The sequence below is a fragment of the Dyella japonica genome, assembly GCF_040545895.1.
In the GTDB taxonomy this organism is placed as follows: domain Bacteria; phylum Pseudomonadota; class Gammaproteobacteria; order Xanthomonadales; family Rhodanobacteraceae; genus Dyella; species Dyella japonica_D.
This window is the reverse complement of sequence record NZ_JBEPMU010000002.1, coordinates 577,302-601,593: the sequence shown is the minus strand read 5'-3', so window position 1 is coordinate 601,593 and position 24,292 is coordinate 577,302. Positions and strand designations below refer to the sequence as shown.

At 64.4% G+C, this 24,292-nt stretch carries 23 protein-coding genes; 19 read left to right on the top strand and 4 right to left on the bottom strand.

Features of this window, described 5'->3' with window-relative positions:
* Window positions 1-5 precede the first annotated feature (5 nt).
* Window positions 6-737 carry a ribonuclease PH gene (gene rph / locus ABIC75_RS09335; protein ID WP_354013558.1) on the bottom strand — a complete coding sequence of 244 codons (732 nt, stop codon included), beginning with the start codon at window positions 735-737 and terminating at the stop codon, window positions 6-8.
* A gap of 76 nt (window positions 738-813) precedes the next feature.
* Between rph and ABIC75_RS09330 the strand changes: the two genes are divergently transcribed.
* From ABIC75_RS09330 to ABIC75_RS09300, 7 genes are all read left to right on the top strand, one after another.
* Complete coding sequence (locus ABIC75_RS09330) at window positions 814-1,674, top strand: YicC/YloC family endoribonuclease (protein ID WP_354013557.1); 861 nt, start codon at window positions 814-816, stop codon at window positions 1,672-1,674.
* Complete coding sequence (gene gmk / locus ABIC75_RS09325) at window positions 1,671-2,312, top strand: guanylate kinase (protein WP_354013556.1); 642 nt, start codon at window positions 1,671-1,673, stop codon at window positions 2,310-2,312. The genes ABIC75_RS09330 and gmk overlap by 4 nt, the downstream gene beginning before the upstream one ends.
* 138 nt (window positions 2,313-2,450) lie before the next feature.
* Window positions 2,451-3,287, top strand: coding sequence for an ABC transporter ATP-binding protein (locus ABIC75_RS09320; RefSeq protein ID WP_354013555.1), 837 nt, complete (start codon window positions 2,451-2,453; stop codon window positions 3,285-3,287).
* Window positions 3,284-4,054, top strand: coding sequence for a lipid asymmetry maintenance ABC transporter permease subunit MlaE (gene mlaE, locus ABIC75_RS09315; protein ID WP_354013554.1), 771 nt, complete (start codon window positions 3,284-3,286; stop codon window positions 4,052-4,054). Before ABIC75_RS09320 ends, mlaE begins: the two co-directional genes overlap by 4 nt.
* A 59-nt stretch (window positions 4,055-4,113) precedes the next feature.
* The gene (gene mlaD, locus ABIC75_RS09310; protein WP_354013553.1) at window positions 4,114-4,974 is read left to right on the top strand and encodes an outer membrane lipid asymmetry maintenance protein MlaD; all 861 of its coding nucleotides are present in this window, start codon (window positions 4,114-4,116) and stop codon (window positions 4,972-4,974) included.
* 53 nt (window positions 4,975-5,027) lie between these two features.
* The gene (locus tag ABIC75_RS09305) at window positions 5,028-5,711 is read left to right on the top strand and encodes an MlaC/ttg2D family ABC transporter substrate-binding protein (RefSeq protein WP_354013552.1); all 684 of its coding nucleotides are present in this window, start codon (window positions 5,028-5,030) and stop codon (window positions 5,709-5,711) included.
* On the top strand, window positions 5,708-6,013 hold the full coding sequence (locus tag ABIC75_RS09300; protein WP_354013551.1) for an STAS domain-containing protein: 306 nt from the start codon (window positions 5,708-5,710) through the stop codon (window positions 6,011-6,013). The genes ABIC75_RS09305 and ABIC75_RS09300 overlap by 4 nt, the downstream gene beginning before the upstream one ends.
* A 71-nt stretch (window positions 6,014-6,084) precedes the next feature.
* Here ABIC75_RS09300 and ABIC75_RS09295 read toward each other — a convergent pair whose 3' ends face one another.
* Window positions 6,085-6,930: an MlaA family lipoprotein gene (locus ABIC75_RS09295; RefSeq protein ID WP_354013550.1), complete on the bottom strand. Its 846-nt coding sequence runs from the start codon at window positions 6,928-6,930 to the stop codon at window positions 6,085-6,087.
* 200 nt (window positions 6,931-7,130) lie between these two features.
* On the opposite strand from ABIC75_RS09295, the gene rpoZ reads away from it, so the two are divergent.
* From rpoZ to ABIC75_RS09260, 7 genes are all read left to right on the top strand, one after another.
* Window positions 7,131-7,421 (top strand): DNA-directed RNA polymerase subunit omega, encoded by a 291-nt coding sequence (rpoZ, locus tag ABIC75_RS09290; protein WP_204637273.1) that lies wholly within the window; start codon window positions 7,131-7,133, stop codon window positions 7,419-7,421.
* Between the two features lie 133 nt (window positions 7,422-7,554).
* Window positions 7,555-9,720 carry a RelA/SpoT family protein gene (locus ABIC75_RS09285; RefSeq protein ID WP_354013549.1) on the top strand — a complete coding sequence of 722 codons (2,166 nt, stop codon included), beginning with the start codon at window positions 7,555-7,557 and terminating at the stop codon, window positions 9,718-9,720.
* 117 nt (window positions 9,721-9,837) lie between these two features.
* Window positions 9,838-10,221, top strand: coding sequence for a RidA family protein (locus ABIC75_RS09280; RefSeq protein WP_354013548.1), 384 nt, complete (start codon window positions 9,838-9,840; stop codon window positions 10,219-10,221).
* A gap of 80 nt (window positions 10,222-10,301) precedes the next feature.
* The gene (gene recG, locus ABIC75_RS09275; RefSeq protein WP_354013547.1) at window positions 10,302-12,419 is read left to right on the top strand and encodes an ATP-dependent DNA helicase RecG; all 2,118 of its coding nucleotides are present in this window, start codon (window positions 10,302-10,304) and stop codon (window positions 12,417-12,419) included.
* A gap of 84 nt (window positions 12,420-12,503) precedes the next feature.
* Window positions 12,504-13,430 (top strand): nucleoside hydrolase, encoded by a 927-nt coding sequence (locus ABIC75_RS09270; protein WP_354013546.1) that lies wholly within the window; start codon window positions 12,504-12,506, stop codon window positions 13,428-13,430.
* Window positions 13,431-13,538: 108 nt separating this feature from the next.
* Window positions 13,539-13,784 carry a type B 50S ribosomal protein L31 gene (locus ABIC75_RS09265; RefSeq protein WP_354013545.1) on the top strand — a complete coding sequence of 82 codons (246 nt, stop codon included), beginning with the start codon at window positions 13,539-13,541 and terminating at the stop codon, window positions 13,782-13,784.
* Between the two features lie 255 nt (window positions 13,785-14,039).
* Complete coding sequence (locus tag ABIC75_RS09260) at window positions 14,040-15,335, top strand: citrate synthase (protein ID WP_354013544.1); 1,296 nt, start codon at window positions 14,040-14,042, stop codon at window positions 15,333-15,335.
* Window positions 15,336-15,426: 91 nt separating this feature from the next.
* On the opposite strand, the gene ABIC75_RS09255 is transcribed toward ABIC75_RS09260, so the two are convergent.
* The gene (locus tag ABIC75_RS09255; RefSeq protein ID WP_354013543.1) at window positions 15,427-16,101 is read right to left on the bottom strand and encodes a hypothetical protein; all 675 of its coding nucleotides are present in this window, start codon (window positions 16,099-16,101) and stop codon (window positions 15,427-15,429) included.
* Between the two features lie 85 nt (window positions 16,102-16,186).
* The gene (locus ABIC75_RS09250) at window positions 16,187-18,724 is read right to left on the bottom strand and encodes a penicillin-binding protein 1A (RefSeq protein WP_354013542.1); all 2,538 of its coding nucleotides are present in this window, start codon (window positions 18,722-18,724) and stop codon (window positions 16,187-16,189) included.
* 249 nt (window positions 18,725-18,973) lie between these two features.
* Between ABIC75_RS09250 and ABIC75_RS09245 the strand changes: the two genes are divergently transcribed.
* From ABIC75_RS09245 to pilQ, 5 genes are read left to right on the top strand one after another with little or no spacing between them, the layout of a single operon-like run.
* On the top strand, window positions 18,974-20,032 hold the full coding sequence (locus ABIC75_RS09245; RefSeq protein ID WP_354013541.1) for a pilus assembly protein PilM: 1,059 nt from the start codon (window positions 18,974-18,976) through the stop codon (window positions 20,030-20,032).
* Window positions 20,032-20,736 (top strand): PilN domain-containing protein, encoded by a 705-nt coding sequence (locus ABIC75_RS09240; protein WP_354013540.1) that lies wholly within the window; start codon window positions 20,032-20,034, stop codon window positions 20,734-20,736. The genes ABIC75_RS09245 and ABIC75_RS09240 overlap by 1 nt, the downstream gene beginning before the upstream one ends.
* Window positions 20,736-21,425 carry a type 4a pilus biogenesis protein PilO gene (locus tag ABIC75_RS09235; protein ID WP_354013539.1) on the top strand — a complete coding sequence of 230 codons (690 nt, stop codon included), beginning with the start codon at window positions 20,736-20,738 and terminating at the stop codon, window positions 21,423-21,425. Before ABIC75_RS09240 ends, ABIC75_RS09235 begins: the two co-directional genes overlap by 1 nt.
* Complete coding sequence (locus ABIC75_RS09230; protein WP_354013538.1) at window positions 21,422-21,958, top strand: pilus assembly protein PilP; 537 nt, start codon at window positions 21,422-21,424, stop codon at window positions 21,956-21,958. Before ABIC75_RS09235 ends, ABIC75_RS09230 begins: the two co-directional genes overlap by 4 nt.
* A 54-nt stretch (window positions 21,959-22,012) precedes the next feature.
* Window positions 22,013-24,136, top strand: a complete 2,124-nt coding sequence (gene pilQ, locus ABIC75_RS09225; protein ID WP_354013537.1) for a type IV pilus secretin PilQ — start codon at window positions 22,013-22,015, stop codon at window positions 24,134-24,136.
* The last annotated feature ends 156 nt before the right edge of the window (window positions 24,137-24,292 follow it).

Here is a 24,292-nt window from a genome sequence, read left to right as displayed (position 1 = left end):
AACCGTCAGGCCAGTTCGAGCGCGGCGCGCTGCGCAGCGACCAGTTCGGCAATGCCTTTTTCGGCGAGTGCGAGCAGCGCGTCCATTTCGTCGCGGCGGAACGCATGGCCTTCGGCCGTGCCCTGCACCTCGATGAAGCCGCCACCGTCATTCATCACCACGTTCATGTCGGTATCGCAGTTGGAATCTTCGGCGTAGTCCAGATCGAGCACCGGCACGCCCTGGTAGATGCCCACCGACACCGCCGCGACCGCGCCCACCACCGGGTTGCGGCGCAGGTTCTCGCGCTTCATCAGCAGATTCACCGCGTCCACCAGCGCCACGTACGCACCGGTGATGGCGGCCGTGCGGGTGCCGCCATCGGCCTGGATCACGTCGCAGTCGAGCGTGATGACGCGCTCGCCCAGGGCCTGGCGATCCACGCAGGCGCGCAGGCTGCGGCCGATCAGGCGCTGGATTTCCATGGTGCGTCCACCCTGGCCGCCGCGCGCGGCTTCACGCTGCATGCGGGTATTGGTGGCGCGAGGCAGCATGCCGTATTCGGCCGTGATCCAGCCTTCGCCCTTGCCGCGCAGCCACGGTGGCACGCGGTCTTCGATGCTGGCCGTGCACAGGACCTTGGTATCGCCAAAGCTCACCAGCACCGAACCTTCGGCGTGGCGGGTGTAGTGGCGTTCGATGGTGACGGTGCGCAGCTGGTCGCTGGCGCGGCCACTGGGGCGGGTGAAAGAGCTCATGGGATAGGAGGCCATTGGGCAAGGCAGGGCGGGAAAGTTTACCATTGCGCTCTTTCCCGATATTCGCGAGCTCCCGATGACCCGCAGCATGACGGCATACGCCTCCGCTGAGACGACCGGCCCCGCTGGCACGCTCAGCTGCGAACTGCGCACGGTCAACCACCGTTACCTGGAGCTGAGCCCGCGCCTGCCCGACGAACTGCGCGTGTTCGAATCGGCCCTGCGCGAGCGCATCGCGGCCAAGCTGTCGCGCGGCAAGGTGGACGTCACCGTGCGCCTGCGCGGAGAGGCCCGTGCCGAATCGTTGCAGGTCAACGCCACCGCGCTGGCGCGCCTTTCCGAGCTGGCGATGGATCTGGAAGCACGCTTTCCGCGCATGAACATCGAATTCACCGAATTGCTGCGCTTCCCCGGCGTGCTGCAGCAGTCGGAGGTGGACCCGGACGTGCTGCAGGCCTCCCTGCTGGACGTGCTGGACCGGGCGCTGGACGCACTCACCGCCACCCGCGAGCGTGAAGGCGCCAAGTTGGCCGAGTTGCTCAAGGAGCGCCTGGATGCCATCGAGCGCATCGTGGCCGACGTGCGCAGCTTCATGCCGCAGATCCGCGAAGGCCTGCGCGCCCGTCTGGAATCGCGCCTGGCCGATCTCAAGCAGCCCGCCGATCCCGGTCGCCTGGAGCAGGAACTGGTGCTGCAGATCACCCGCAGCGACGTGGACGAAGAACTCGACCGACTTACCACGCACATCGGCGAAACGCGCCGCGTGCTGAGTACCAACGAACCGGTCGGCCGTCGCCTGGATTTCCTCATGCAGGAATTCAACCGCGAAGCGAACACGCTCGGTTCCAAGGCGGTGGACGTGCGCAGCACCAATGCGGCGGTGGACCTGAAAGTGCTGATCGAGCAGATGCGCGAACAGGTGCAGAACATCGAATGAACACGAGCACGCTTCACGCGCCCAACCCCCCGTGCACCCTGTTCGTGGTGGCTGCTCCTTCGGGCGCGGGCAAGTCCACATTGGTCAATGCGCTGCTGGAGCGTGAGCCGGCCATTTCGCTGTCGATCTCGCACACCACGCGGCCGCCGCGTCCGGGCGAGCAATACGGTCGCCACTATTACTTCGTGGAGCGCGCTACCTTCGAGCAGGAGATTGCCGATGGCATCTTCCTCGAGCATGCCGAAGTGCACGGCAACCTCTACGGTACGTCGCGCACCACGGTGGATACGCTGCTTGCCGAAGGCCGCGACGTGCTGCTGGAAATCGACTGGCAGGGCGCGCGGCAGATCCGCAAGAGCAAGCCCGATTGCGTCAGCGTGTTCATCCTGCCGCCGTCGCGTCCCGAACTGGAGCGACGCCTGCGCGGCCGCGGTTCGGACAGCCCCGAGGTGATTGCGCGCCGACTGCACAACTCGCGCGAGGAAATCGCTCACGCGCACGAGTTCGACTACATCATCGTCAACGACAACTTCGACGACGCGCTGCAGGATCTGCAGTCCATCGTGCGCGCCGTGCGCCAACGTTCGTCGTTGCAGTGGCAGCGCCACGAGGCGCTGATTCAGGAGCTGCTGGCCTGAAGGCGCCGTTCCTTGCGTCCCGCTTCAGGCGTAAGGTCTTGTTTCGTTAGCCGTTCCTGAGCGACGCGGCGGACGGCGCATGGTCTTCATGGGCTTATTCAGCTAACTTGGCGCCTTTCCCCAGCCCGCCTGCCGCCCATGACCGACTCCATTAGCGCCAAGCCCGAGGACAGCGCCCTGGTGCGCGTCCGTGGCCTGACCACGGTGCTCAATGGCAAGAAAGTCTTCGACGCGCTGGATATCGATATTCCGCGCGGAAAGATCACCGCCATCATGGGGCCCAGCGGCACGGGTAAAACCACCTTGCTCAAGCACATCACCGGCCAGATGCGCGGCGACGCGGGCGAGGTATGGGTGGATGGCAACAACGTGTCGGCGTTGTCGCGCGACAAGCTGTTCGAGCTGCGCGAGCGCATTGGTTACCTGTTCCAGAACTCCGCGCTGCTCACCGACTTCGACGTATTCGAGAACGTGGCGTTTCCGCTGCGCCAGCACACCGAGCTACCGGAAGTGCTGATCCGCAACATCGTGCTCACCAAGCTGCAGGCCGTGGGCCTGCGTGGTGCGGCAGGGCTGATGCCCACGGAGCTCTCGGGCGGCATGGCGCGTCGCGTGGCGCTGGCGCGCGCCATCGTGTTCGATCCGATGCTGATCCTCTACGACGAACCGTTCGTGGGCCTCGACCCCATCGCCTTGAACCAGGTGCTCAAGCTGATCCGCACGCTCAACCAGACGCTGGGCATCACCAGCGTGCTGGTGGCGCACGAGCTTGAGGCGATCAAGCAGGTGGCCGATCACATCTACCTCATCGCCAACGGCAAGGTGGTGGCGCAGGGTGATCCCAAGACCATCGCCAACGACGGTTCGCCGTGGACGCGCCAGTTCTTCGGTGGCGAGGCCGATGGTCCCGTGCCATTCCAATATCCGGCCGGCGATCTTGGCGTGTCGCTGGGCTTTCCAGGGAAGAACGCATGAGCGTCGCAAGCTCCGAAAACATCGTGGTGCGTTCGCTCTCGCAGATCGGCGATTGTGGATTGTTCCTGCTGCGCATGATCGCGGCGATTCCGCGCAGCATGCGCCACTATCGCGAGACGATCCGCCAGCTGTGGTTCGTGGGCGCGATGAGCCTGATCATCATCATGGTCTGCGGTCTGTTCGTGGGCATGGTGCTGGGCTTGCAGCTGTATGACGTGCTGTCGATCTTCGGCGGCACCTCGGCCACCGGCACGGTGGTGGCCATTGCCATCTATCGCGAGTTGGGCCCCGTGGTGACGGCGTTGCTGTTTGCCGGGCGCGCGGGTACGTCAGTCACCGCCGAGATCGGCCTGATGCGCGCGACCGACCAGATCGCCGCGATGGAGATGATGGCGGTCGATCCGATTGCCTATGTGGCCGTGCCCCGTTTTCTCGCTGGCGTGATCGCCATGCCGCTGCTGGCCTGCGTGTTCTGCGCGCTGGGCATTTTCGGCGGCCACCTGGTGGGCGTGACCTGGCTGGGCATCGACAACGGCACCTTCTGGTCGAACATGACCGCCACCGTCGAGGTGGTGAAAGACGTGATCAACGGCGTGATCTGGAAGAGCGTCGTGTTCGGCACGGTTGTCTCGTTGATCGCCGTATTCCAGGGCTACACCACGCCGCCGACCAGCGAAGGCGTCGCCTATGCGACGACGCGCACGGTGGTCGCCTCGTCCATCGCCATCCTGGCGCTGGACTTCGTGCTCACCGCATTTTTGATGTGAATGGCTGATGTGAGCGACGCCATGAATCTTTCCAACCACCTTTCCATGAGGAACGTGCCGTGAGCCAGAGACAATCCTATGCTGTCGGCACCGGCCTGTTCATCGCGCTCGGCTTTGCCGCGCTCGGCTATCTCGCCACGCAGACCACCTCGGTGGCCAACTCCAGTCGCGGCCCCAGCTACACCGTCGAGGCGCACTTCGCCAACATCGGCCAGCTCAAGGAGCGTGCGCCGGTGAAGGTGGCGGGCGTGCGCGTTGGCCAGGTGCAGTCGATCGTGCTCGACCCGGGCAGGGAGACGGCCGACGTGAAGCTGGCCATCGACCAGCGCTACGACCAGATTCCCGAGAACTCGGTAGCCACCATCTTCACCAGCGGCCTGCTCGGCGACCAGTACGTGGGTCTGCAGTATGGCAATTCGAAGAAGAGTCTCGCCGACGGCGGTACGCTGGCGCTCACCCGCCCGGCGCAGCAGCTGGAGGAAATGCTCGGCAAGTTCTTCGGCGCTGGCGGCGTGGCGGACAACCTGGGTGGCAGCTACACCGTCAAGGGTCGCTTTACCAATGTCGGCTCGCTCTCGGTCGGTGCGCCGGTGAAGATGGCGGGCGTGGCGATCGGCACGGTGCAATCGATCTCGGCCGACCCGGTCAAGCTGGATGCGGAAGTCACGCTCTCCATCGACAAGCGCTACAACCAGATTCCGGACGATTCGGCCGCCGCGGTGTTCACCAGTGGTTTGATCGGTACCCAGTACGTTGCCATCCAGCCCGGCGGTTCGCCGGACATGCTCAAGAATGGCGATGAGCTGGTGCTGACCCAGTCGGCCATGCAGATCGAAGACCTGATCGGCAAGTTCCTGGTCAGCGGCTCGTCGTCCGGCAAGCCTGCCGACGGTGCCAAGGCCGACGGCGACAAGCATTGAACTGGCGCATCGCGCACCGATATTCCAACGAGATATCTTTCAGGAGTTTCCCCATGTTGCGCAGTTTGGCCATTGCCACCGCCATTGCCTTTGGCACCGTGATCGCCGCGCCTGTCTTTGCCCAGGATGCGACGCAGGGCCCCGCTGCCCAGCAGACGCCGGTGCAGGTGGTGCAGGCGGTGTCCGACGATCTCGCCAAGGCGATCGACGGCCACCAGCAGGAATTGAAGAACAACCGCGAAAAGCTGATCCACGTGATCGACGACGCGTTCCTGCCGCACTTCGACATCGACTACGCCTCGATCCTGGTGCTCGGCCAGCACGCGCGTGAGGCAACGCCTGACCAGCGCTCGCGTTTCGCCAAGGCGTTCTACGAATCCATCACCCATCGCTATGCGGAAGGTCTGCTCGACTACACCCGCGGCCGCGTGAAGGTGCTGCCCTTTACCGGTGACATGAGCGACAAGCGCACCATCGTGCGCAGCCAGGTGGTGCTGGACGATGGCAAGACCATTGCCGTCGACTACGCCTTCCGCAAGGACAAGAACGGCACCTGGAAGGCCTACGACGTGATCATCGAAGGCATTTCGTACATCACCAACTACCGCAACCAGGTCGACGCCGAAATCCGCAAGGTCGGCATCGACAAGCTGATCAGCAACCTTGAAACCCAGGGTGACCAGGCGCTCAAGGAAATGGAGCAGGAGACCAAGGGACAGCAGGGTTCCAAGCAGTGAGTGCAGCCGTTGCACCCGTGCGCATCGATGAAGGCTCGCCGGGCAGCGTACGCGTGTCCGGCGAGCTGACCTTCGGCAACGCGGCGCAGGCCCTCAAGGCCATCGACGCCGCGGTGGCGCGCGATGGCCGTTCGGAGTTGGACCTCGCCGGCGTCACCCGCAGCGACAGCGCCGGCCTGGCCTGCGTGCTGGCGGTGCTGGCGCAGTCGGCCGAGCGCGGGCGCAAGCTCAATGTGCGCAACATGCCCGAGGGCATGCACCTGCTGGCCAGCGTGTGCGAGGTCGAGGGCTTGATGGCCTGAGTTCCATCCAGCGCCGGACGTGAGAAGGGGCCTTTCGGCCCCTTTTTCGTGCAGCTCGGCAGAAGAACGCGTCAGTCCTTCTTGGGTTCCGGCTGGTCCTGCGACGCCTGCGGCTGCTTCTTCTCCCACTTCTGCTGCTCGTCGAGCAGTTCGTCCGGGTCGAAGCTCTTGTCGTGCAGGCCCTGCAGTTGCTCGATGACCTCTTCCGGCGGGTTGCCGTCGTAGATCTTGTAGATGCGCTGCTGGCGGTAGGCGTCGCGGATGAAGGCGTACGGATCGTAGGCGGAACTGAGGAAGCTTTCCGCGTCGATGGCGCTGGCGCGGATGGTCACCAGGTACATCAGCTCAGGCAGGTACTGCTGGCCATACTCGTAGTGGTTGTTGCGCTCGAAATAGCTGATCGGGTCGAAGAAGTAGCCGTCGACCGGCACCTGCCAGAAGTCGCGCGCCGTGCTCGGTCCGAAGAACGGCACCATCAGGTACGGACCGTCCGGCACGCCCCAACGTGCCAGCGTCACGCCGAAATCGGTGTCGTCCAGCGGGATGCCCAACTGACTGGCCGGGTCGAAGAAGCCGCCGATGCCCAGGGTCAGGTTCACCAGGAAGCGGCCGCTGCCCTGCAGTGCCTGCTTCGGGCGCGCCTGGAGCAGGTCGTTCGCCACCGTGATCGGCATGCGGATATTGGTGAAGAAGTCGGTCATGCAGCGCCGGATGGTCGGGTTGGTCACCTTGCGGTAACCCACGGCCACGGGGCGGATGATGGCCTTGTCCAGCGAGTTGTTGAACGCGTAGACCTTGCGGTTCATCTTCTCGTACGGATCGTCAGTCCGAGGCTTGGCGATCGTGCAGCCGGCGAGCAGCGCAATGGCCAGCAAGGGCAGGCTGCGCATGACGAAAGAGCGAAAGGCGGACGGCATGGAGGCGACTGTCCCGGAGGGGTGGGGGAGTACAATATTGTACTTGCGGGTTTTTTATTATGTACAGGCCCCCATAAGTATTGGGGGCCCCGCATGCAGACGGCGCGAACCGTGCATGATAAGCCTTGCTGCATTGCCAGCAAAGCCGCTGCTGGCTACACTGACAGATGATAAGTCGCTTTATTCTTTAAGGATTTCAGATGGCCCGCATTACCGTCGAAGACTGCCTGCAGGTAGTCGATAACCGCTTCGAGCTGGTGCTGATGGCGACCAAGCGCGCCCGCCAGCTCTCCAAGGGCGCCGAGCCGGCAGTTCATCCCGACCATGATAAGCCGACGGTGCTCGCTTTGCGCGAAATCGCCGATCGCCGCATCGATCAGGCCACCATCGACGAGATCGACAAGGCCGAGCGCGAGCGCGCCGAGCGCGAGGCGCTGGAATGGGCCGCGGCCGAAGTGGACGACGACCTCTCCAAGGGTGGAGATGACTGATGGAAGGCGGCGGCTGTAGCCAGCAACGCCTCGGCGCCGGCTTGTCCGGCGCTTTGCGCTGCGGGTTCCACGTCGCCGGACTCGCTTCCCCCAAACGAAGCGAGGCGGTCGCCTGAGCGGGGACCGAACATCCATGCCCGCCGTCACGGATTCCTCTTCCTCGGATACGTCGACGCTGCCGCCGTACGTGCTGGCCCTGAAGGAGCGCGTGGCGTATCTGCCCGAGCCGCAGGTGGCGCGCGTGGTGCGTGCCTACGAAGTGGGCGCGGTGGCGCACGAAGGGCAGGCCCGCAAGAGCGGTGAGCCCTACATCACGCATCCCGTGGCCGTGGCCGGCATCCTGGCCGAGCTGGGCATGGACGCCGAGACCATCATCGCGGCGATCCTGCACGACACGCTGGAAGACACCGCGCTCAGCCGCACCGAGCTCTCGGGCGAATTCGGCGAGACCGTCGCCGAGCTGGTCGACGGCGTCACCAAGCTGGACAAGATGCGCTTCTCCAGCCGCCAGGAAGCCGATGCGGAAAGCTTCCGCAAGATGCTGCTGGCCATGGCGCGCGACCTGCGCGTCATCCTGATCAAGCTTGCCGATCGCCTGCACAACATGCGCACGCTGGGCGCGAAAGACGCCCCGTCGCGCCGCCGCATCGCGCGGGAAACACTGGAAATCTACGCGCCCATCGCGCAGCGCCTGGGCATGAACAAGTTCAAGGCGGAGCTGCAGGACCTGGGCTTCCGCGCGCTGTATCCCGACCGCTACCGCGTGATCAGCGAGCGTATTCGCGCTGCACTGGGCAATCGCCGCGAAGCCATGGGCAAGATCGAAGCGGCGCTGTCCACGCGCCTGATCGCCGATCACATCACCGCGAAGGTGGTGGGCCGCATCAAGTCGCCGTGGAGCATCTATTCGAAGATGCGCAACGAGCACAAGAGCTTCGCGCAGCTGATGGACGTCTACGGCTTCCGCGTGGTGGTCGATTCGGCCATGAGCTGCTACATGGCGCTGGGCGCCGTGCACGGGTTGTACAAGCCGGTGGATCGCCGCTTCAAGGATTTCATCGCGATTCCGAAGGCCAACGGTTATCAGTCGCTGCACACCGTGCTCCTCGGGCCGTTCGGCGCGCCCATCGAGGTGCAGATTCGCACGGCGGAAATGGATTCGGTAGCCGAGCGCGGCGTGGCTGCTCACTGGGCGTACAAGACCGATTCCGGTCCGGCCAACAGCGCGCAGGCGCGCGCGCGCGAGTGGCTGTCGTCGCTGGCGGACAGCCAGGCCAATACGGTGTCGTCGTCCGAGTTCATCGAGAACGTCAAGATCGACCTGTTCCCGGATGAGGTCTATCTGTTCACGCCACGCGGCGACATTCTTGCGCTGCCGCGCAACGCCACCGCACTCGACTTTGCCTACGCCGTGCACACCGATGTGGGCGACCATGCCGTGGCCGCGCGCGTGGACAAGAAGCTGGTGCCGTTGCGCACGCGTCTGGAATCGGGCCAGTTGGTGGAAATCATCACGGCGCCGTCGGCGCTGCCTAATCCGGCGTGGCTGGAATCGGTGGTCACCGGCAAGGCGCGCACGGCGATTCGCCAGTACCTGAAACACCTGCAGCACGAAGATGCCGTGGACTTCGGTCACCGCATGCTCGATCGCGCGCTCGATGCCCTGGGCACCAGTCTCGATGCCATTCCGCCGGCCGTGCTGGACCGTTTCCTGGAAACCTCCAAGCTCAAGCGCCTGGAGGAACTGCTTTCGGATATCGCGCTGGGCAACCGCATTCCACACCTCGTCGCCAGCCAGTTGGTGGCGGCGCGCGGCAAGAAATCCACCGACGTACAGCAGTCGCCGCATGCGATGGAGAAGATCCGCATCACCGGTGCCGAACGCGGCGTGCTCAGTTTCAGCAATTGCTGCCACCCGTTGCCGGGTGACGAAATCATTGGCTATCTCTCCTCGGGCAAGGGCATCGTGGTCCATCGCGTGGAATGCCCGAACGTGGTGGAACTGCGCAAGTCGCCGGAACGCTGCGTGGCCATCGAGTGGGATCGCGACGTGCAGGGCGATTACCGCGCCGAGCTGCGCATCGAAGTCATCAATCGCCCGGGCGTGCTGGCCACGGTGGCGGCGGCCATCGCGGCGGCCAACTCGAACATCGAGAACGTGGAATACGTCGAGCGCGATGCCGCCGCGGCCACGCTGCTGTTCGCACTCGAAGTGAAGAACCGCAAGCATCTGGCGGAAGTGATTCGCCGCGTGCGCCGCACCGGCGTGGTGAGTGGTGCTTACCGCTACCCGCTGTAAGGCGGAAGTGAGTGAATAGGAGTGAGAGAGGTCGCCAACCGCTTCTCTCGTTCCTCACTCCTATTCGCTCTCTCCTGCCTTTAGACTGTGGGGCCCGAGCAACCACGAGGCTTCCCCATGTCCCGCGACATCATCACCACCGACAAGGCGCCGGCCGCCATTGGCCCGTACTCGCAGGCAGTACGCACGGGCAATACCGTGTATTTCTCGGGCCAGATTCCGCTCGATCCGGCCACCGGCAACATGGTCGAAGGTGATATCGCGCTGCAGGCACGCCAGGTGTTCGTGAACCTCAAGGCGGTTGCCGAAGCGGCTGGTGGTTCGCTCGAAAAGATCGTGCGCGTGGGCATCTACGTGACCAACCTCGGCCACTTCGCCACCGTCAACGAGATCATGGCCGAGTATTTCCACGCGCCGTTCCCGGCCCGTTCGACCATCGAGGTGTCCGCGCTGCCGAAGCTGGCCGATATCGAGGTGGATGCCATCATGGTGCTCGACTGATCGAAGCGCACGCTCCACGCCGACAGTCCGCCGTTCGCCGCCGGCTGCGGTGCGAGGGCGTGCTCGGTTAGGCTTCGTCGATGCCGCCCCGTCGCGCCAATGCCGCCACGATGCTTTCCGATCCCGGTGCCACGCCGGCGTCGGCGTTGCCCGGTGTCGGTCCGGCGTTGGCGGAAACCCTGGCGAAGCTGGGTCTCGAACGTGTACAGGATCTGTGGTTCCACCTGCCGTTGCGTTACGAGGACCGCACGCACGTCACGCCTATCGCCGATCTGCGTCCTGGCGAGCGCGCCCAAGTGGAGGGCGTGGTGGAGGCCGTCGAACGTGGCTTCCGTTACCGGCCGCAGCTGAAGGTGGCGATCACCGATGACTCGCACCAGACGCTGGTGCTGCGCTTCTTCCATTTCAATCGCAGCCAAGCCGAACAGCTCAAGCCCGGCACGCGTCTGCTTTGCTACGGCGAAGTGCGACAGGCCACGCAGGGGCTGGAGATGGTGCATCCCCAATACCAGCGCCTGAGTGGCGACGAGCCTGCGGTTGTCGACGAGCTGCTGACGCCGGTGTATCCGACCACCGAAGGCCTGGGTCAGAAGCGCCTCGCCGGCGTGATCGCCAAGGCCCTGGCGTTGCTGCCGCAGGATGCGCAGCTGGAGCTGATTCCCACGGAGCTGTGCGTCGCGCACGGTTTGACCTCGCTGCGCGAGGCGCTGCTTTACGTGCATCGTCCGCCGCCGGACGCCAACCTCGGACAGCTCACCCACGGCCGTCATCCCGCACAACAGCGCCTGGCGTTCGAGGAATTGCTCACACAGCATTTGAGCCTGAAGCGCATGCGCGCGGCCGTCCGTCGCCGGCATGCGCCGCGCTTGAAAGGCACGGGCGAATTGCGTCGGCGTTTGTTGGCCAGCCTGCCGTTCGGGCTCACCGGTGCGCAGCAGCGCGTCAGCCAGGAAATCGCCAAGGACATCGCCGAACCCAGCCCGATGCTGCGGCTGGTGCAGGGCGACGTGGGCAGTGGAAAGACCATCGTCGCCGCACTGGCAGCATTGGCAGCCGTGGAATCGGGCATGCAGGTCGCGTTGATGGCGCCGACGGAACTGCTGGCGGAACAGCATCGCCATCATTTCACGCAGTGGTTGACGCCGCTGGGCATCGAGGTGGCGTGGCTCGCCGGCAAGGTCACCGGCAAGGCGCGCCAGCAGGCGTTGCAGCGCGTTGCGTCGGGTGCGCACGTGGTCATCGGTACGCATGCATTGATGCAGGAAGGCGTGGCGTTCGCGCAGCTCGGTTTGGTGATCGTGGACGAGCAGCACCGCTTCGGCGTGCAGCAGCGTCTGTCCTTGCGCGACAAGGGCGCGGATCACGACGCGGGCTTGGTGCCGCATCAACTCGTGCTCACCGCCACACCTATTCCGCGCACGCTGGCGATGAGCGCGTATGCCGATCTCGACGTGTCGGCCATCGACGAATTGCCGCCCGGGCGTACACCCGTGCAGACCATTGCGATTTCCAATGCGCGCCGCTTCGATGTGATCGAACGCATCCACGCCGCCTGCCTCGAAGGCAGGCAGGCGTATTGGGTTTGCACGCTGATCGAGGAATCGGAACAGCTTCGCGCGCAGGCTGCGGAAGTGGCGCATGCGGAGTTGTCGACGGCGCTGTCCGATTGTCGCATCGGCCTTATCCATGGGCGCATGAAGCCCAAGGAAAAGCAGGCCGTGATGGATGCCTTCAAGGCGGGCGAGCTCTCCGTGCTGGTTTCCACCACGGTTATCGAGGTGGGCGTGGATGTGCCCAACGCCAGCCTGATGGTGATCGAAAACAGCGAGCGGCTCGGCTTGGCGCAGCTGCATCAGTTGCGTGGGCGCGTGGGGCGTGGCGCCATCGCGTCCAATTGCGTGCTGCTGTACCAGCCGCCACTCGGCCAGCTGGCGCGCGAACGACTGCAGGTGATGCGCGATACCAATGACGGCTTCCGCATCGCGGAGAAAGACCTCGAACTGCGCGGCCCCGGCGAAGTATTGGGCACGCGCCAGACCGGGCAGTTGAGTTTCCGCATCGCCGATGTTTCACGCGATGCGCATCTGCTGCCGGCGGTGCAGGAAGTAGGCGCAGTGTTGTTGGCGCATCACCCGCAACAAGCCGAAGGACTGATTGCGCGCTGGATCGGCGCGGCGGCCCGTTACGCGCACGCCTGAGCGCAAATTCCTGTGGTGCGGGGAGTCCTTTGCGCTCACCGCCGAACGTCATAAGCTAATCAATCCCCCATGCGAAAGATCGCCATGAGCCAACTGTCACTGTTGATCGACACCGACCCGGGCGTGGATGACGCGCTGGCCATCCTGATGGCTCACGCGCATGCCGACGTGCTCGGCCTGACGATTGCAGCAGGCAATGTCGGCCTCGGTCACACGGTGCGCAATGCGCGCACGCTGGTCGATCTGGTGGGCAAGGCGACGCCGGTTTTTCCCGGCTGCCCGACGCCGCTGGTGCGCATGCCCGAGGAAGATGCCGTGCACGTGCATGGCACGGACGGCTTGGGCGATGTCGGTTTTCCGGAGCCCAAGAGCGTGGCTGCCGAAGAGCACGCCGTGCACGCGTTGATTCGACTGACGCGCGAACATCCGGACCTCACGCTTGTCGCACTGGGGCCACTGACCAATCTGGCGCTCGCCGTGCGCCTCGATCCGACGTTGCCGCAGCGCGTGAAGCGCCTGGTGATCATGGGCGGCGCCGTCACCGGCCTCGGCAACACAGGCAAGATTCCGGCGGAATTCAACATCGGTTTCGACCCCGAGGCGGCGCACGTCGTGTTCGAAGCGTTTCCCAGGTTCGATCTGGTCGACTGGGAAGTGGTGCTGCGCCACGCCTTCGACGACGAGGAATTCAACGGCTGGATCGCGGCTGGCGACCGGCGCGCCACGTTCTTCGAGCAGGTGTTTGGCACGGCGCGCGCGTTCAATGCGAAGCGTGGTCGTCGTGGCGTGATCGCGGCGGACGCGCTGGCGATGGCGGTGGCGATCGATCCGGCCATCGTGACGCGCGCGGAAGAGCGTCACGTCGCGGTGGAAATGGATGGTCGCCTCACGCGCGGTGCCACCGTGGTGGACTGGACGGCCCGCCTGGGTCATCCGGCGAACGCGCGCATCGTGATGGCGGTGGATCAGGCCCGTTTCGGGGCCATGGTGTGCCGGGCGCTGGGGGCTTAAAACGTATGCTCCGGGCCGTCTGGCCAGTCCAAGTGACTGACCGACTTGCCAATGGGGGCCGCCCATGGTTAAAATGCCGCTCTTTTCACCCACCGCTTTGAGTCCGTCATGAAGCCCGATACCCATCCGAATTATCGCCCGGTGGTGTTCCAGGATCTGTCGTCCGACTTCGCGTTCCTGACGCGTTCGACGATCTCCACCAAAGAATCCGTCAAGTGGGAAGACGGCAACGAATATCCGCTGGTCAAGGTGGATATCTCGAGCCACTCCCATCCGTTCTACACCGGCAAGCAGAAGACGCTGGACACCGGCGGCCGCGTCGACAAGTTCCGTCGTCGCTACGCGCAGAAGTAATCGCGCGAAGGCACCTGCTGTCACGCTGCGGCCACGCAGCGTACACATGCTGAAACGCACGGGGCGAGCTGATGCTCGCCCCGTGCGTTTTTGCGTTCGCCATCCGACCATCCGCTAGGGCATGTTGGCGGGTCGATATGCGATAATCGGCGGCGAGGTGTCGCAGCCATCCCCCTACGCGACATCAATCCTACCTCGTCGGCTGTCGCTCCCCAGCGACAAGCCGCCGGTGACATTTCGTGAAGGAGGTTTTCCGTGTCCGATTCCAAGATCGTCAAGTTGGTGGATGAGTCGACCAACCGCAGCAGCGAACTGCCCCTGCTCAGCGGCACGCTAGGTCCCGCATGCATCGACATCGGAACGCTGTACAAGGACACGGGGCATTTCACCTATGACCCGGGTTACGGCAGCACCGCCAGCACCAAGAGCGCCATCACCTATATCGACGGCGACGAGGGCGTTCTGCTGTACCGCGGTTACCCGATCGAACAGCTTGCCGAGAAGTCGAGCTTCCTCGAAACCTCGTACCTGCTCCTCAATGGCGAGCTGCCGAACAAGGACCAGTTCGCCAAGTTCGAGCACGACATCACGCATCACACGATGATGCACGAGTCCCTGAAGGACTTCTTCAAGGGCTTCCACCACGACGCGCACCCGATGGCCATGCTGGCCGCTTCGGTGGCTTCGCTGTCGGCCTTCTACCACGACGACATCGACGTCGATAACGCCGACGACCGCAAGCTGGCCGCGATCCGCCTGATCGCCAAGATGCCGACCATCGCCGCTGCCTGCTACCGCTATTCCATTGGCTGGCCGTTCCGCTATCCGCGCAACAACCTCGAGTACGTCGATCGCTTCCTGCACATGATGTTCGAAGTGCCGAGCGAGCCGCTGGAGATGAGTCCGGTGGCCGCCAAGGCGCTGGATCTTCTCTTCATCCTGCATGCCGACCACGAGCAGAACGCTTCTACCTCGACCGTTCGCCTGGTCGGTTCCACCGGCGCCAACCCGTACGCTTCCATCGCTGCCGGCATCACGGCGCTGTGGGGTCCGGCCCATGGTGGCGCGAACGAAGCCGTGCTCAAGATGCTCGAAGAGATCGGCACGGCCGACAAGGTCGAGACGGCCGTCAAGCGCGCGAAGGACAAGAACGACAACTTCCGCCTGATGGGCTTTGGTCACCGCGTGTACAAGAACTTCGACCCGCGCGCGAAGATCATCCGCGAGATGTGCCACAAGGTGCTCAACGAGCTGGGTGTGAACGACCCGCTGCTCGACGTGGCCATGAAGCTGGAAGAGGCGGCGCTGAAGGACGACTACTTCGTCGAGCGCAAGCTGTACCCGAACGTCGACTTCTACTCCGGCATCATCTACAAGGCGCTGGGCATCCCGACCGAGATGTTCACCGTGATGTTCGCCATCGCGCGTACGTCGGGCTGGATCTCGCACTGGATCGAGCAGCACGAAACCCCGGGTTCGCGCATCGGCCGTCCGCGCCAGATCTACACCGGCGCCAACGTGCGCGACTATGTGGCCAGCGACAAGCGCTGATCCCGTCGTACATCGCATAAAGAAAAAGCCCCGGTTTTGCCGGGGCTTTTTTGTTGCTGCGATAGGCGATCGTTGTTTCTGCTGACGGACTTCAGCGTAGCGCGGAAGACAACATGCGTTCGAACTCGTCGTCATTGTCCGCAGTAGCCAGCAGTTCCTCGACCGCGGCAAGCGAGGCGCGGCGCATGGGTTTCTCGTCGATCCGATCCAGCGGTGCCTGCTTCAGCGCATCCCGTGGCAGCACGGTAATGTCGAAGGGCACGCTGTCGGCGGCGAACAGCAGCACGGGATATTCCTTCTGCTCGTCGCGCGTGGTGCGCAATCGGCGGGTCTGCTGGGTGATGGGGACGCCGCGTTCCTGCAGGAACAGCACCACGCTTTCCGCCGTGTCGCTGAACACGTGCAGGCATACGGCGGAATGCGCGTCGGCCGTGCCTTCGAGCACGGCGCCGACCAGCCGGGGATCGAAGCGGTCAAGGAAGCGCATGGCTTCCACGGCGGCCTCGCGCCGCTCCTGCAAGAGCTGGGGTTGGGACTCGGCGTGGAAGATGCGCTGGTGTTCCCTCAGCGCGTCTTCGATTTCGTTGTTGCGCGGCAAGGCCTGCGCATCGAGGATGCCGAGCCGCTCGGCGGCCTTGACCTTGGCGTGGTGGAAATCGCGGATGCCGTGCTCGCTCATCAGTCGCGCCGCTTCCTGGGCGACGCGAAGACGATTGCGCTGAAGGCGATCCTGCGCGTGGATGCGATGGTGCTGACCTCGTGCCATGCCTCATTCCTCCGGCAATCTGGCGTTCGCCTCGGCGAACGCGGGCGGCAGTGTGGCCTGGGACAGGGTCCGACGCTGCCGACGATTAGAAGATGTCGTAGGCGTGCTGCTGATCCTGGTCCTCCTGCTGCTGGTTGGCCTGGTTACGCAGTCGGTCCACGTCCTCCACCTTGAAGATCTCGGACATGATGTTCGTATCGTCCGCGCCGGCGGGCAATCCGCTGGAGCGGTCGATCTGTACCGTAGTGATACCGGGCGGCATCGGCAAGATGGCTGCCGCCTGATCCTTCAGCACCGTGCCCATATAGGACATCCAGATCGGCAGAGCGGCCTTGGCGCCGAATTCGCCCTTGCCGAGCGAGCCGAAGTCGTCGAAGCCCACCCACACCGAGGTCACCAGGTTGCCGTTGAAGCCGACGAACCAGGCGTCGCGGTGGTCATTGGTGGAGCCCGTCTTGCCGGCCAGGTCGGTGCGACCCAGCGTGGCCACGGCGGCGCCGGTGCCGCGCTTGACCACGTCCTGCATCAGCGAGGTGACCAGGTAATCGTTGCGCACTTCGATCACCTGCGGGGCCAGCACCGGCGGGTGCGTGCCGTCGCCATGGGCGTCGGCCGGGAGCACCGCATCGCCCACGCCGGCCACGCTGCCCGAGGTGGTCGGAGCACCGCCGGCGCTGCCGGCAGCGGCCACGGTGTTGCCCGGAGCCGCGCTGGCGTTGGCCGGCGGCGGGCCCGGCGGGCGCGTATCCAGCAAACGCTCGGCGCAGGTGCGGCAGGCGCGGGCGGGGTTGGCCTGGTAGACGGGCTTGCCGTCGCGGTCGTCGATCTCGCTGATGAAGTATGGCGTCACCAGGTAGCCGCCATTGGCGAACACGCTATAGCCCCGGGCCATGCTCATCGGCGATACCGAGGCCGTACCCAGCGCCATCGAAAGGTTGCTGGGCAGGGAGTCGAGCGCGAAGCCGAAGCGGGTGACGTAGTCGCGGGCAAAGCGCACGCCGATGGCGTCGAGCAGGCGCACCGACACGAGGTTCTTCGATTGCACCAGGGCCTCACGCAGGCGGATGGGGCCGTCGAACTTGTCGTCGTCGTTGGAGGGTGTCCACAGGCCGCCCGGGCGCGACGGGTCGGGCAGGGCGAGCGGGGCGTCATTGACGATCGAGGCGGGCGTGAAGCCGCGTTCGAAAGCCGCCGAGTAGATGAAAGGCTTGAAGCTCGAACCCGGCTGGCGCGCGGCCATCACGGCGCGGTTGAACTTGCTGCGCAGGAAGTTGAAGCCGCCGACCAGTGCCTGCAGCGAGCCGTCTTCAGGGTTGAGCGATACCAGCGCGCTCTGTGCGCCCGGGATCTGCGTGAGCAGCCATTGCCCCTTTTCATCCCGGGTGACGCGGATGATGTCGCCACGCTTGAGTACCGTGGAGACGGTCTTGGGGCTGGCCCCGACGCGGGTGTCGTCGATGCGAGGGCGGGCCCAGCCCACCGAGTCCATGGTGAGCTTCACTTCATCATGGTTGGCCAGATAGACGCTGGCTTCGGTGGCCGTCACCTGGGTGACGATGCCCGGCTGCATGCCGGAGATGTCGGTGTAGCCGGCGAGCGCGCGCTCCAGTTCGTCGGTGCCGGCCTCGGCGGCCAGCTCCTGATGGGCTTCAGGACCGCGCCAGCCGTGGCGATGGTCGTACTCCACCAGGCCGGCGCGGACCGAATCCACGGCGGCCTGCTGGCGCGTGCTGTCGACCGTGGTCTTGACCACGTAGCCCTCGGTCAACGCGTCATTGCCCAGGCGATCGAGCACCTGCAGGCGCACCATTTCCGCCAGATAGGGCGCGTCCACCTCGATGGCCGGCTCGTGCGGGGAAGCATTGAGGGGCTCCTCGATGGCCTGGTCGAACTCGGCCTTGGAGATGAAGCGGTTTTCCAGCATCTGGCCCAGCACCCAGTTGCGGCGGGCCACCATGCGCTTGGGGCTGTTGAGCGGGTTCACCAGCGACGGCAGCTGGAAGGTAGAGGCCAGCGCCGCACACTCGGCCACGGTGAGCTGGTCTAGCGTCTTGCCGTAGTAGTAGGAGGCCGCCGCAGCAACGCCGTAGGAGCGATGGCCCATGAACATCTTGTTGAGATAGAGCTCCAGGATCTGGTCCTTGGTCAGCTCGCTCTCCATGCGCAGGGCGATGAAGATCTCGGTCAGCTTGCGCGAATAGAGCTTTTCCGGGCTCAGGAAGAAGTTGCGGGCCACCTGCTGGGTGATGGTGGAGCCGCCGGAGCCCTTGTCGCCGCCCGAGGCCACCACGTGCCAGCTGGCGCGGGCGATGCCGTGCCAGTCCACGCCCGGGTGCTGGTAGAAGCTGGCGTCCTCGGCCGCCAGCACGGCGTGCTTGAGCCGTTCGGGCACGTCGCCGATGGCCACCGGGATGCGGCGGGTCTCGCCGAAGCTCGCAATCAGCTTGCCATCTGCCGAAAGCACCCTAAGCGGCACCTGCATGTGGTAGTCCTTGAGGACGGCCACCGAGGGGAGACGGGGGGAAATAAGCCAGTAGGCCACACCGACCGCCGCAACACCCAGCAGCAAACCCGTGAAAGCCAGGACCAGGATCCAGCGCAGCAACCGCTTAAGAATTTGCATGATTTGGGTGTTTGCGAGACGTGAGTCAAAACAAGACAGAGTATAGATGTAGCAGTATCCACGGCATGAACCGAGCACGTCACAGCAAGAAGCAGGCCAGCGGCCCAGTCGCCCAACCTGTGGATGCCGTCACGCGAATGAGTCGAGAAAAAGCTCGTAGGCCGTTGCCAATACGTTAATTTTTGGATTAAATGCCGATGCGCATCAGACCCATCTGAGTCTGGGCGCTCAGGGGCAAGGGGGAAAATCGTGGGGCTCTTTACACCCAAGAAGCCGCCGCTTGTTGGCGTCGACATCAGTTCGACGGCCGTCAAGTTGCTGCAGCTCAGCCAGGCCGGCGGTCGCTATCGCGTGGAACATTACGCGGTCGAGCCACTGCCCCCCAACGCTGTAGTCGAGAAGAACATTGTCGAGGTCGAGGCCGTGGGCGAGGCGATTCGGCGCGCGTTGGCGCGTTCGGGTTCCAAGCTCAAGCACGCCTGTGCCGCGGTTGCGGGTTCGGCCGTCATCACGCGCGTCATCCCGATGCCGAGCGAGCTGTCCGAGGATGATTTGGAAGGCCAGATCCAGGTCGAGGCCAACCAGTACATCCCGTACCCGATCGAGGAAGTCAGCCTCGACTACGAGGTACTCGGCCCGGTACGCGACAACCCTGAGATGAACAACATCCTGCTCGCTGCCTCGCGCACCGAGAACGTGGACATGCGCGTCGCCGCGCTCGATCTGGGCGGCCTGTCCGCCAAGGTGATCGATGTCGAAGCCTTCGCCATGGAAAACGCCTTCGCGATGGTGGCCGACCAGTTGAACGTGGGCCGCGACGCGCTGGTCGCCGTGGTCGACATCGGCGCCACCATGACCACGCTGTCGGTGCTGCGCAACCAGCGCACCATCTACTCGCGTGAGCAGGTGTTCGGCGGCAAGCAGCTCACCGACGAAATCATGCGCCGCTACGGCCTTTCCTATGAGGAGGCCGGTCGCGCCAAGCGCAAGGGCGGTCTGCCTGACTCCTACGAGAGCGAGGCGCTGGAGCCCTTCAAGGAATCGCTGGTGCAGCAGATCAGCCGCCTGCTTCAGTTCTTCTTCGCGGGCAGCGAATACAGCAAGGTCGACCAGGTCGTGCTTGCTGGCGGTTGCGCATCCATCGAAGGCATCGGTCCGATGCTGGAAGAGCAGCTTGGCGTGCCGTGCGTGGTGGCCAACCCGCTGGCGCGCATGTCGCTGTCGCCTCGCGTGCAGGCCCAGTCGCTGGCACAGGACGCCCCCGCGCTGATGATCGCGGTCGGCCTCGCGCTGAGGAGCTTTGACTGATGGCACACATCAACCTACTTCCGTGGCGCATCGAGCGCCGCAAGCAGCGCGAGCGCGAGTTCTTCATGCAGCTCGGCGCCGCCGCCGTGGCTGCGGTGCTCGCTGTGCTGGTGTGGTACGCCTGGATGGACGGCCGCATCAGCAGCCAGAACGACCGCAACACGTACCTGCAGGGTGAGATCAAGCAGCTCGACGAACGCATCGCCAAGATCAAGGATCTGGAGAAGGTTCGCGAGAGCCTGCTGGCACGCAAGCAGATCATCGAGCAGCTGCAGGCCAACCGCTCGCAGATGGTTCACCTGTTCGATGAGCTGGTGAAGACCATCCCCGCCAGCGCGCGCCTCAACGGCCTCAAGCAGACTGGCGAGTCGATGACGCTGGACGGCGTCGCGCAGTCCAACGCCAGCGTGGCCGAGTACATGCGCAACATCGAATCGTCGCCATGGATGGGCCACGCCGACCTGCGCAAGACCGAGAACACGCACGGCGACAGCCGTCTGCCTTATGTGTTCGGGCTGGATGTGGCTTTGAGCCGACCCAAGTCCGACGAGAACGGCGACGGTGGCGATCACGGTCCGGCATCGGCCAGTTCAGCGGCACCCGCGGCCGCTCCGTCCAATGTCGCACAGCCCGCCAAGGCGGCCACCGCGGCAGCACCGGCCAAACCGGCCGCCGCCCCTGCAGCCAATGGAGGAGCCAAGTAATGAAGTTCCTCAACGATCTGCAGAGCCTCGACCGCAACAACATCGGTGGCTGGCCCAAATCGGTGAAGATGTTTTTCACCGGCTTGCTCTTCGCCCTCATCGTGCTTGCGTGCTGGTACTTCGTCATCAGCGACCAGCAGGACCAGTTGCAGGCGGCGGTGACCAAGGAAGACCAGCTCAAGAAGGAGTTCTCCGAGAAGCAGGCCAAGTCGGTCAATCTCGAAGCGCTCCAGCAGCAGCTGGACGAAATGCAGGACATGCTGCGCCAGTTGCTGCGCCAGCTGCCCAGCAAGACGGAAATGCCCGAACTGCTCATCGACATTTCGCAGACGGCGCTTTCCGCGGGCCTGGAGACGGAGTTGTTCCAGCCGGGTCCGGAGTCGCCGAAGGACTTCTACGCGGAAAAGCCGATCCAGTTGCGCATGGTGGGCACCTATCACCAGTTCGGTACCTTCATCAGCGGCGTGGCCTCGCTGCCGCGCGTGGTGATCCTGACCATGCACGACGTGTCGCTGACGCCCAAGAACAAGGATCCCAAGGCCGGCGCCGCCGCCAACGGGTTGCTGGTACTGCAGGGCACCGTGAAGACGTACCGCTATCTGGATGAAGACGAAAGCGCGTCGGCCAAGGCGGCCAATGCCAAGTCATCGCATGGCAAGCCGGCCGCGAAGGCAGGGGGGCAGAAATGAGCAAGTTGGCTGCCATCAGGCCTGCCGCCATGGGGAAAACCGCTCTGGCGTTGTGCGCGCTGCTGACCCTCGCCGGTTGCAGCGGGCAGGACGATCTTCACCAGTGGGTTGCGCAGGAAAAGCAGAAGAAGGGCGCGCCGATTCCGCCGTTGCCCGTCATCAAGACGTTCGAGACCTTCCAGTACAACGACCAGGACAAGCGCGATCCGTTCAGCCCGAGCACGGCCGAACTCCAGACCAACACCAACACGGGACCCCGGCCGGACGAAAACCGCGCCAAGGAACCGCTGGAGATGTTTGCGCTGGACAGCTTGAAGATGGTCGGCACCGTGGGGAACGGTACCGGCATGGAAGTGCTCGTGAAGGATCCCGGTGGTGTGATCCACCGTGTCCATCGCAACGAATACATGGGCCAGAACTATGGTCGGGTCACCGCGGTAAGCGAGGACCATATCGACCTGGTGGAGCTGGTATCCAATGGCAACGGTGGCTGGATGGAACGTTCCGCCAGCATCGCGCTCAGCGAGAAATAAGAAACAGGGGCTGATGCAATGACCAACCAATTCAAAACCGTTCGGGGCCGTGTCATGCGCCAGGCTAGCCGTTACATGGTCGTGGGCTTGCTGACACTGGGCGCTGCCTGGTCGAACGCCGCCGCTGCCGTCACCAGCACCCTGAAGGACATCAGCTACGACACGCTGCCCGGTGGCCGCGTCGAGCTGCATCTGAACTTCGCACAGGGGCCGGTGCCGGAACCGAAGATCTTCACCACGGGCAATCCGCCGCGCATTGCGGTCGATTTCCCCGATACCGATAACGCGGCGGCTCGCCACCTCGATATCGGCAAGGGTTCGACGACCGGTGTCTCGGCGGTGTCCGCCGGCGGCCGCACCCGCGTGGTCGTCGAGCTCGTGCGCGACTCCACCTACCGCTCCCGTGTGGAAGGCAGCAGCCTGGTTCTCACGGTGAACAACGGCACCGATGCGCAGACCACCACGACGGCGTCCAACATCGATCCGTCCAAGGCGCTGCCGTCGATGGCCAGCGGCCCGGCGGTGTCCAACATCGACTTCCGTCGCGGCCCGAACGGCGAAGGCCGCATCCTGATCGACTTCAGCGCGCCCGGCGCCAGCGCCGACATGAAGCATCAGGGCGACAAGGTGATCGTGGACATCAGCCACGCCAACCTGCCTGCCAACCTCGCCCAGCGCTTGGATGTGCTCGATTTCGCCACGCCGGTGCAGTCCATCGTCACCAAGGCAGGCGGCGGCGGTGCCCACATGGAAATCAGCGTGAAGGGCCAGGTCGATACGTCGGCCTACCAGAGCGGCAACCAGTACGTGGTGGAGGTGGCGCCCAAGAAGAAGGATCCGAAGGCCGAGGCCGCCACGGCCAAGGGCCAGGAGCCGGTCTACACGGGCAACCGCGTGACCTTCAACTTCCAGGACATCCCGGTGCGCTCGGCCCTGCAGTTGCTCGCCGACATTTCCGGCCTGAACCTGGTGGCCTCCGACACGGTGGGTGGCAGTGTCACGCTGCGCCTGGTCAATGTGCCGTGGGACCAGGCGCTCGACGTGGTGCTTCGCGCCAAGAGCCTGGACAAGCGCCGCAACGGCAACGTGATCTGGATTGCGCCGCAGGATGAGCTGGCCAAGTACGAGCAGAGCATTGCCGATGCCCGCGTGAAGGCCGAGGACAATGCCGAACTCGTCACCGATTACGTGCCGATTAGCTACGGCAAGGCCAAGGACATCGCCAAGCTCCTGACAACCGGCAGCCAGCAGAGCCAGGGCGGTGGTGGCAGCAACAGCAACTCCTCCCGTGGTTTCCTGTCCTCGCGCGGCAGCGTGTCGTTCGACGATCGCACGAACACCCTGCTGATCAACGACAACCCGCAGAAGATCCGCGAGCTGCGCGCACTCATCGCCGTGCTGGACAAGCCGGTGCAGCAGGTGCTGATCGAATCGCGCATCGTGATCGCCACCGACAACTTCACCCGCGAACTTGGCGCCAAGTTCGGCGTGCAGGGCAAGAAGGTGAATCCGAGCGGTCAGCAGCTTTCGACGGGCGGGCAGTCCAATGGCGACGGCACCGCCGGCGGCATCAACGTCAACCTTCCGACTAGCACGCAAGCGGGTAGCTTTGCCTTGGGCATCTTGGGCAAGAACTACGCCCTGGACCTGGAACTCTCGGCCGCACAGACCGAAGGCCGCGGCGAAGTGATCTCTAGCCCGCGCGTCATCACCGCCAACCAGCAGGAAGCGGTGATCCGTCAGGGTCAGGAAATCGGCTACGTGACCTACCAGAACAGCGCCACCGGTGCGGCTGGCAGCGGCACGGCCACGGTGCAGTTCAAGGACGCCGTGCTTGAGCTCAAGGTCACGCCGACCATTACCTCCGACAATCGCGTGTACCTGATGATCAACGTGAAGAAGGACGCGCTGGCGGACTTCATCACCGTGCCGGGCAGCGGCCAGGTGCCGCAGATCGACACGCGTGAGATCAACACCTCGGTGCTGGTCGACAACGGTCAGACGGTGGTGCTGGGTGGCATCTACGAGATCACCAAGCAGAACAACGCCACCAAGGTGCCTGGTCTGGGCGACATCCCGGGTCTCGGTGTGCTGTTCCGCAACACCACGCGCGAAAGCGACAAGGCGGAGCTGCTGATCTTCGTCACCCCGCGCATCCTGAGCGAAAGCCTGCAGTAACAGCGGTTTCGCACGGAACCCGACCAAGGGGCGGCTTAGGCCGCCCCTTTGTTTTTCAGCGCATCGGGCCATCGGCCGATAGGGGCCGGAAGTCATGGGTATTAAACTTCCGCGGCCGGTTAAGGTCTGTGGTTACGTTCAACCCCATGGATTCCC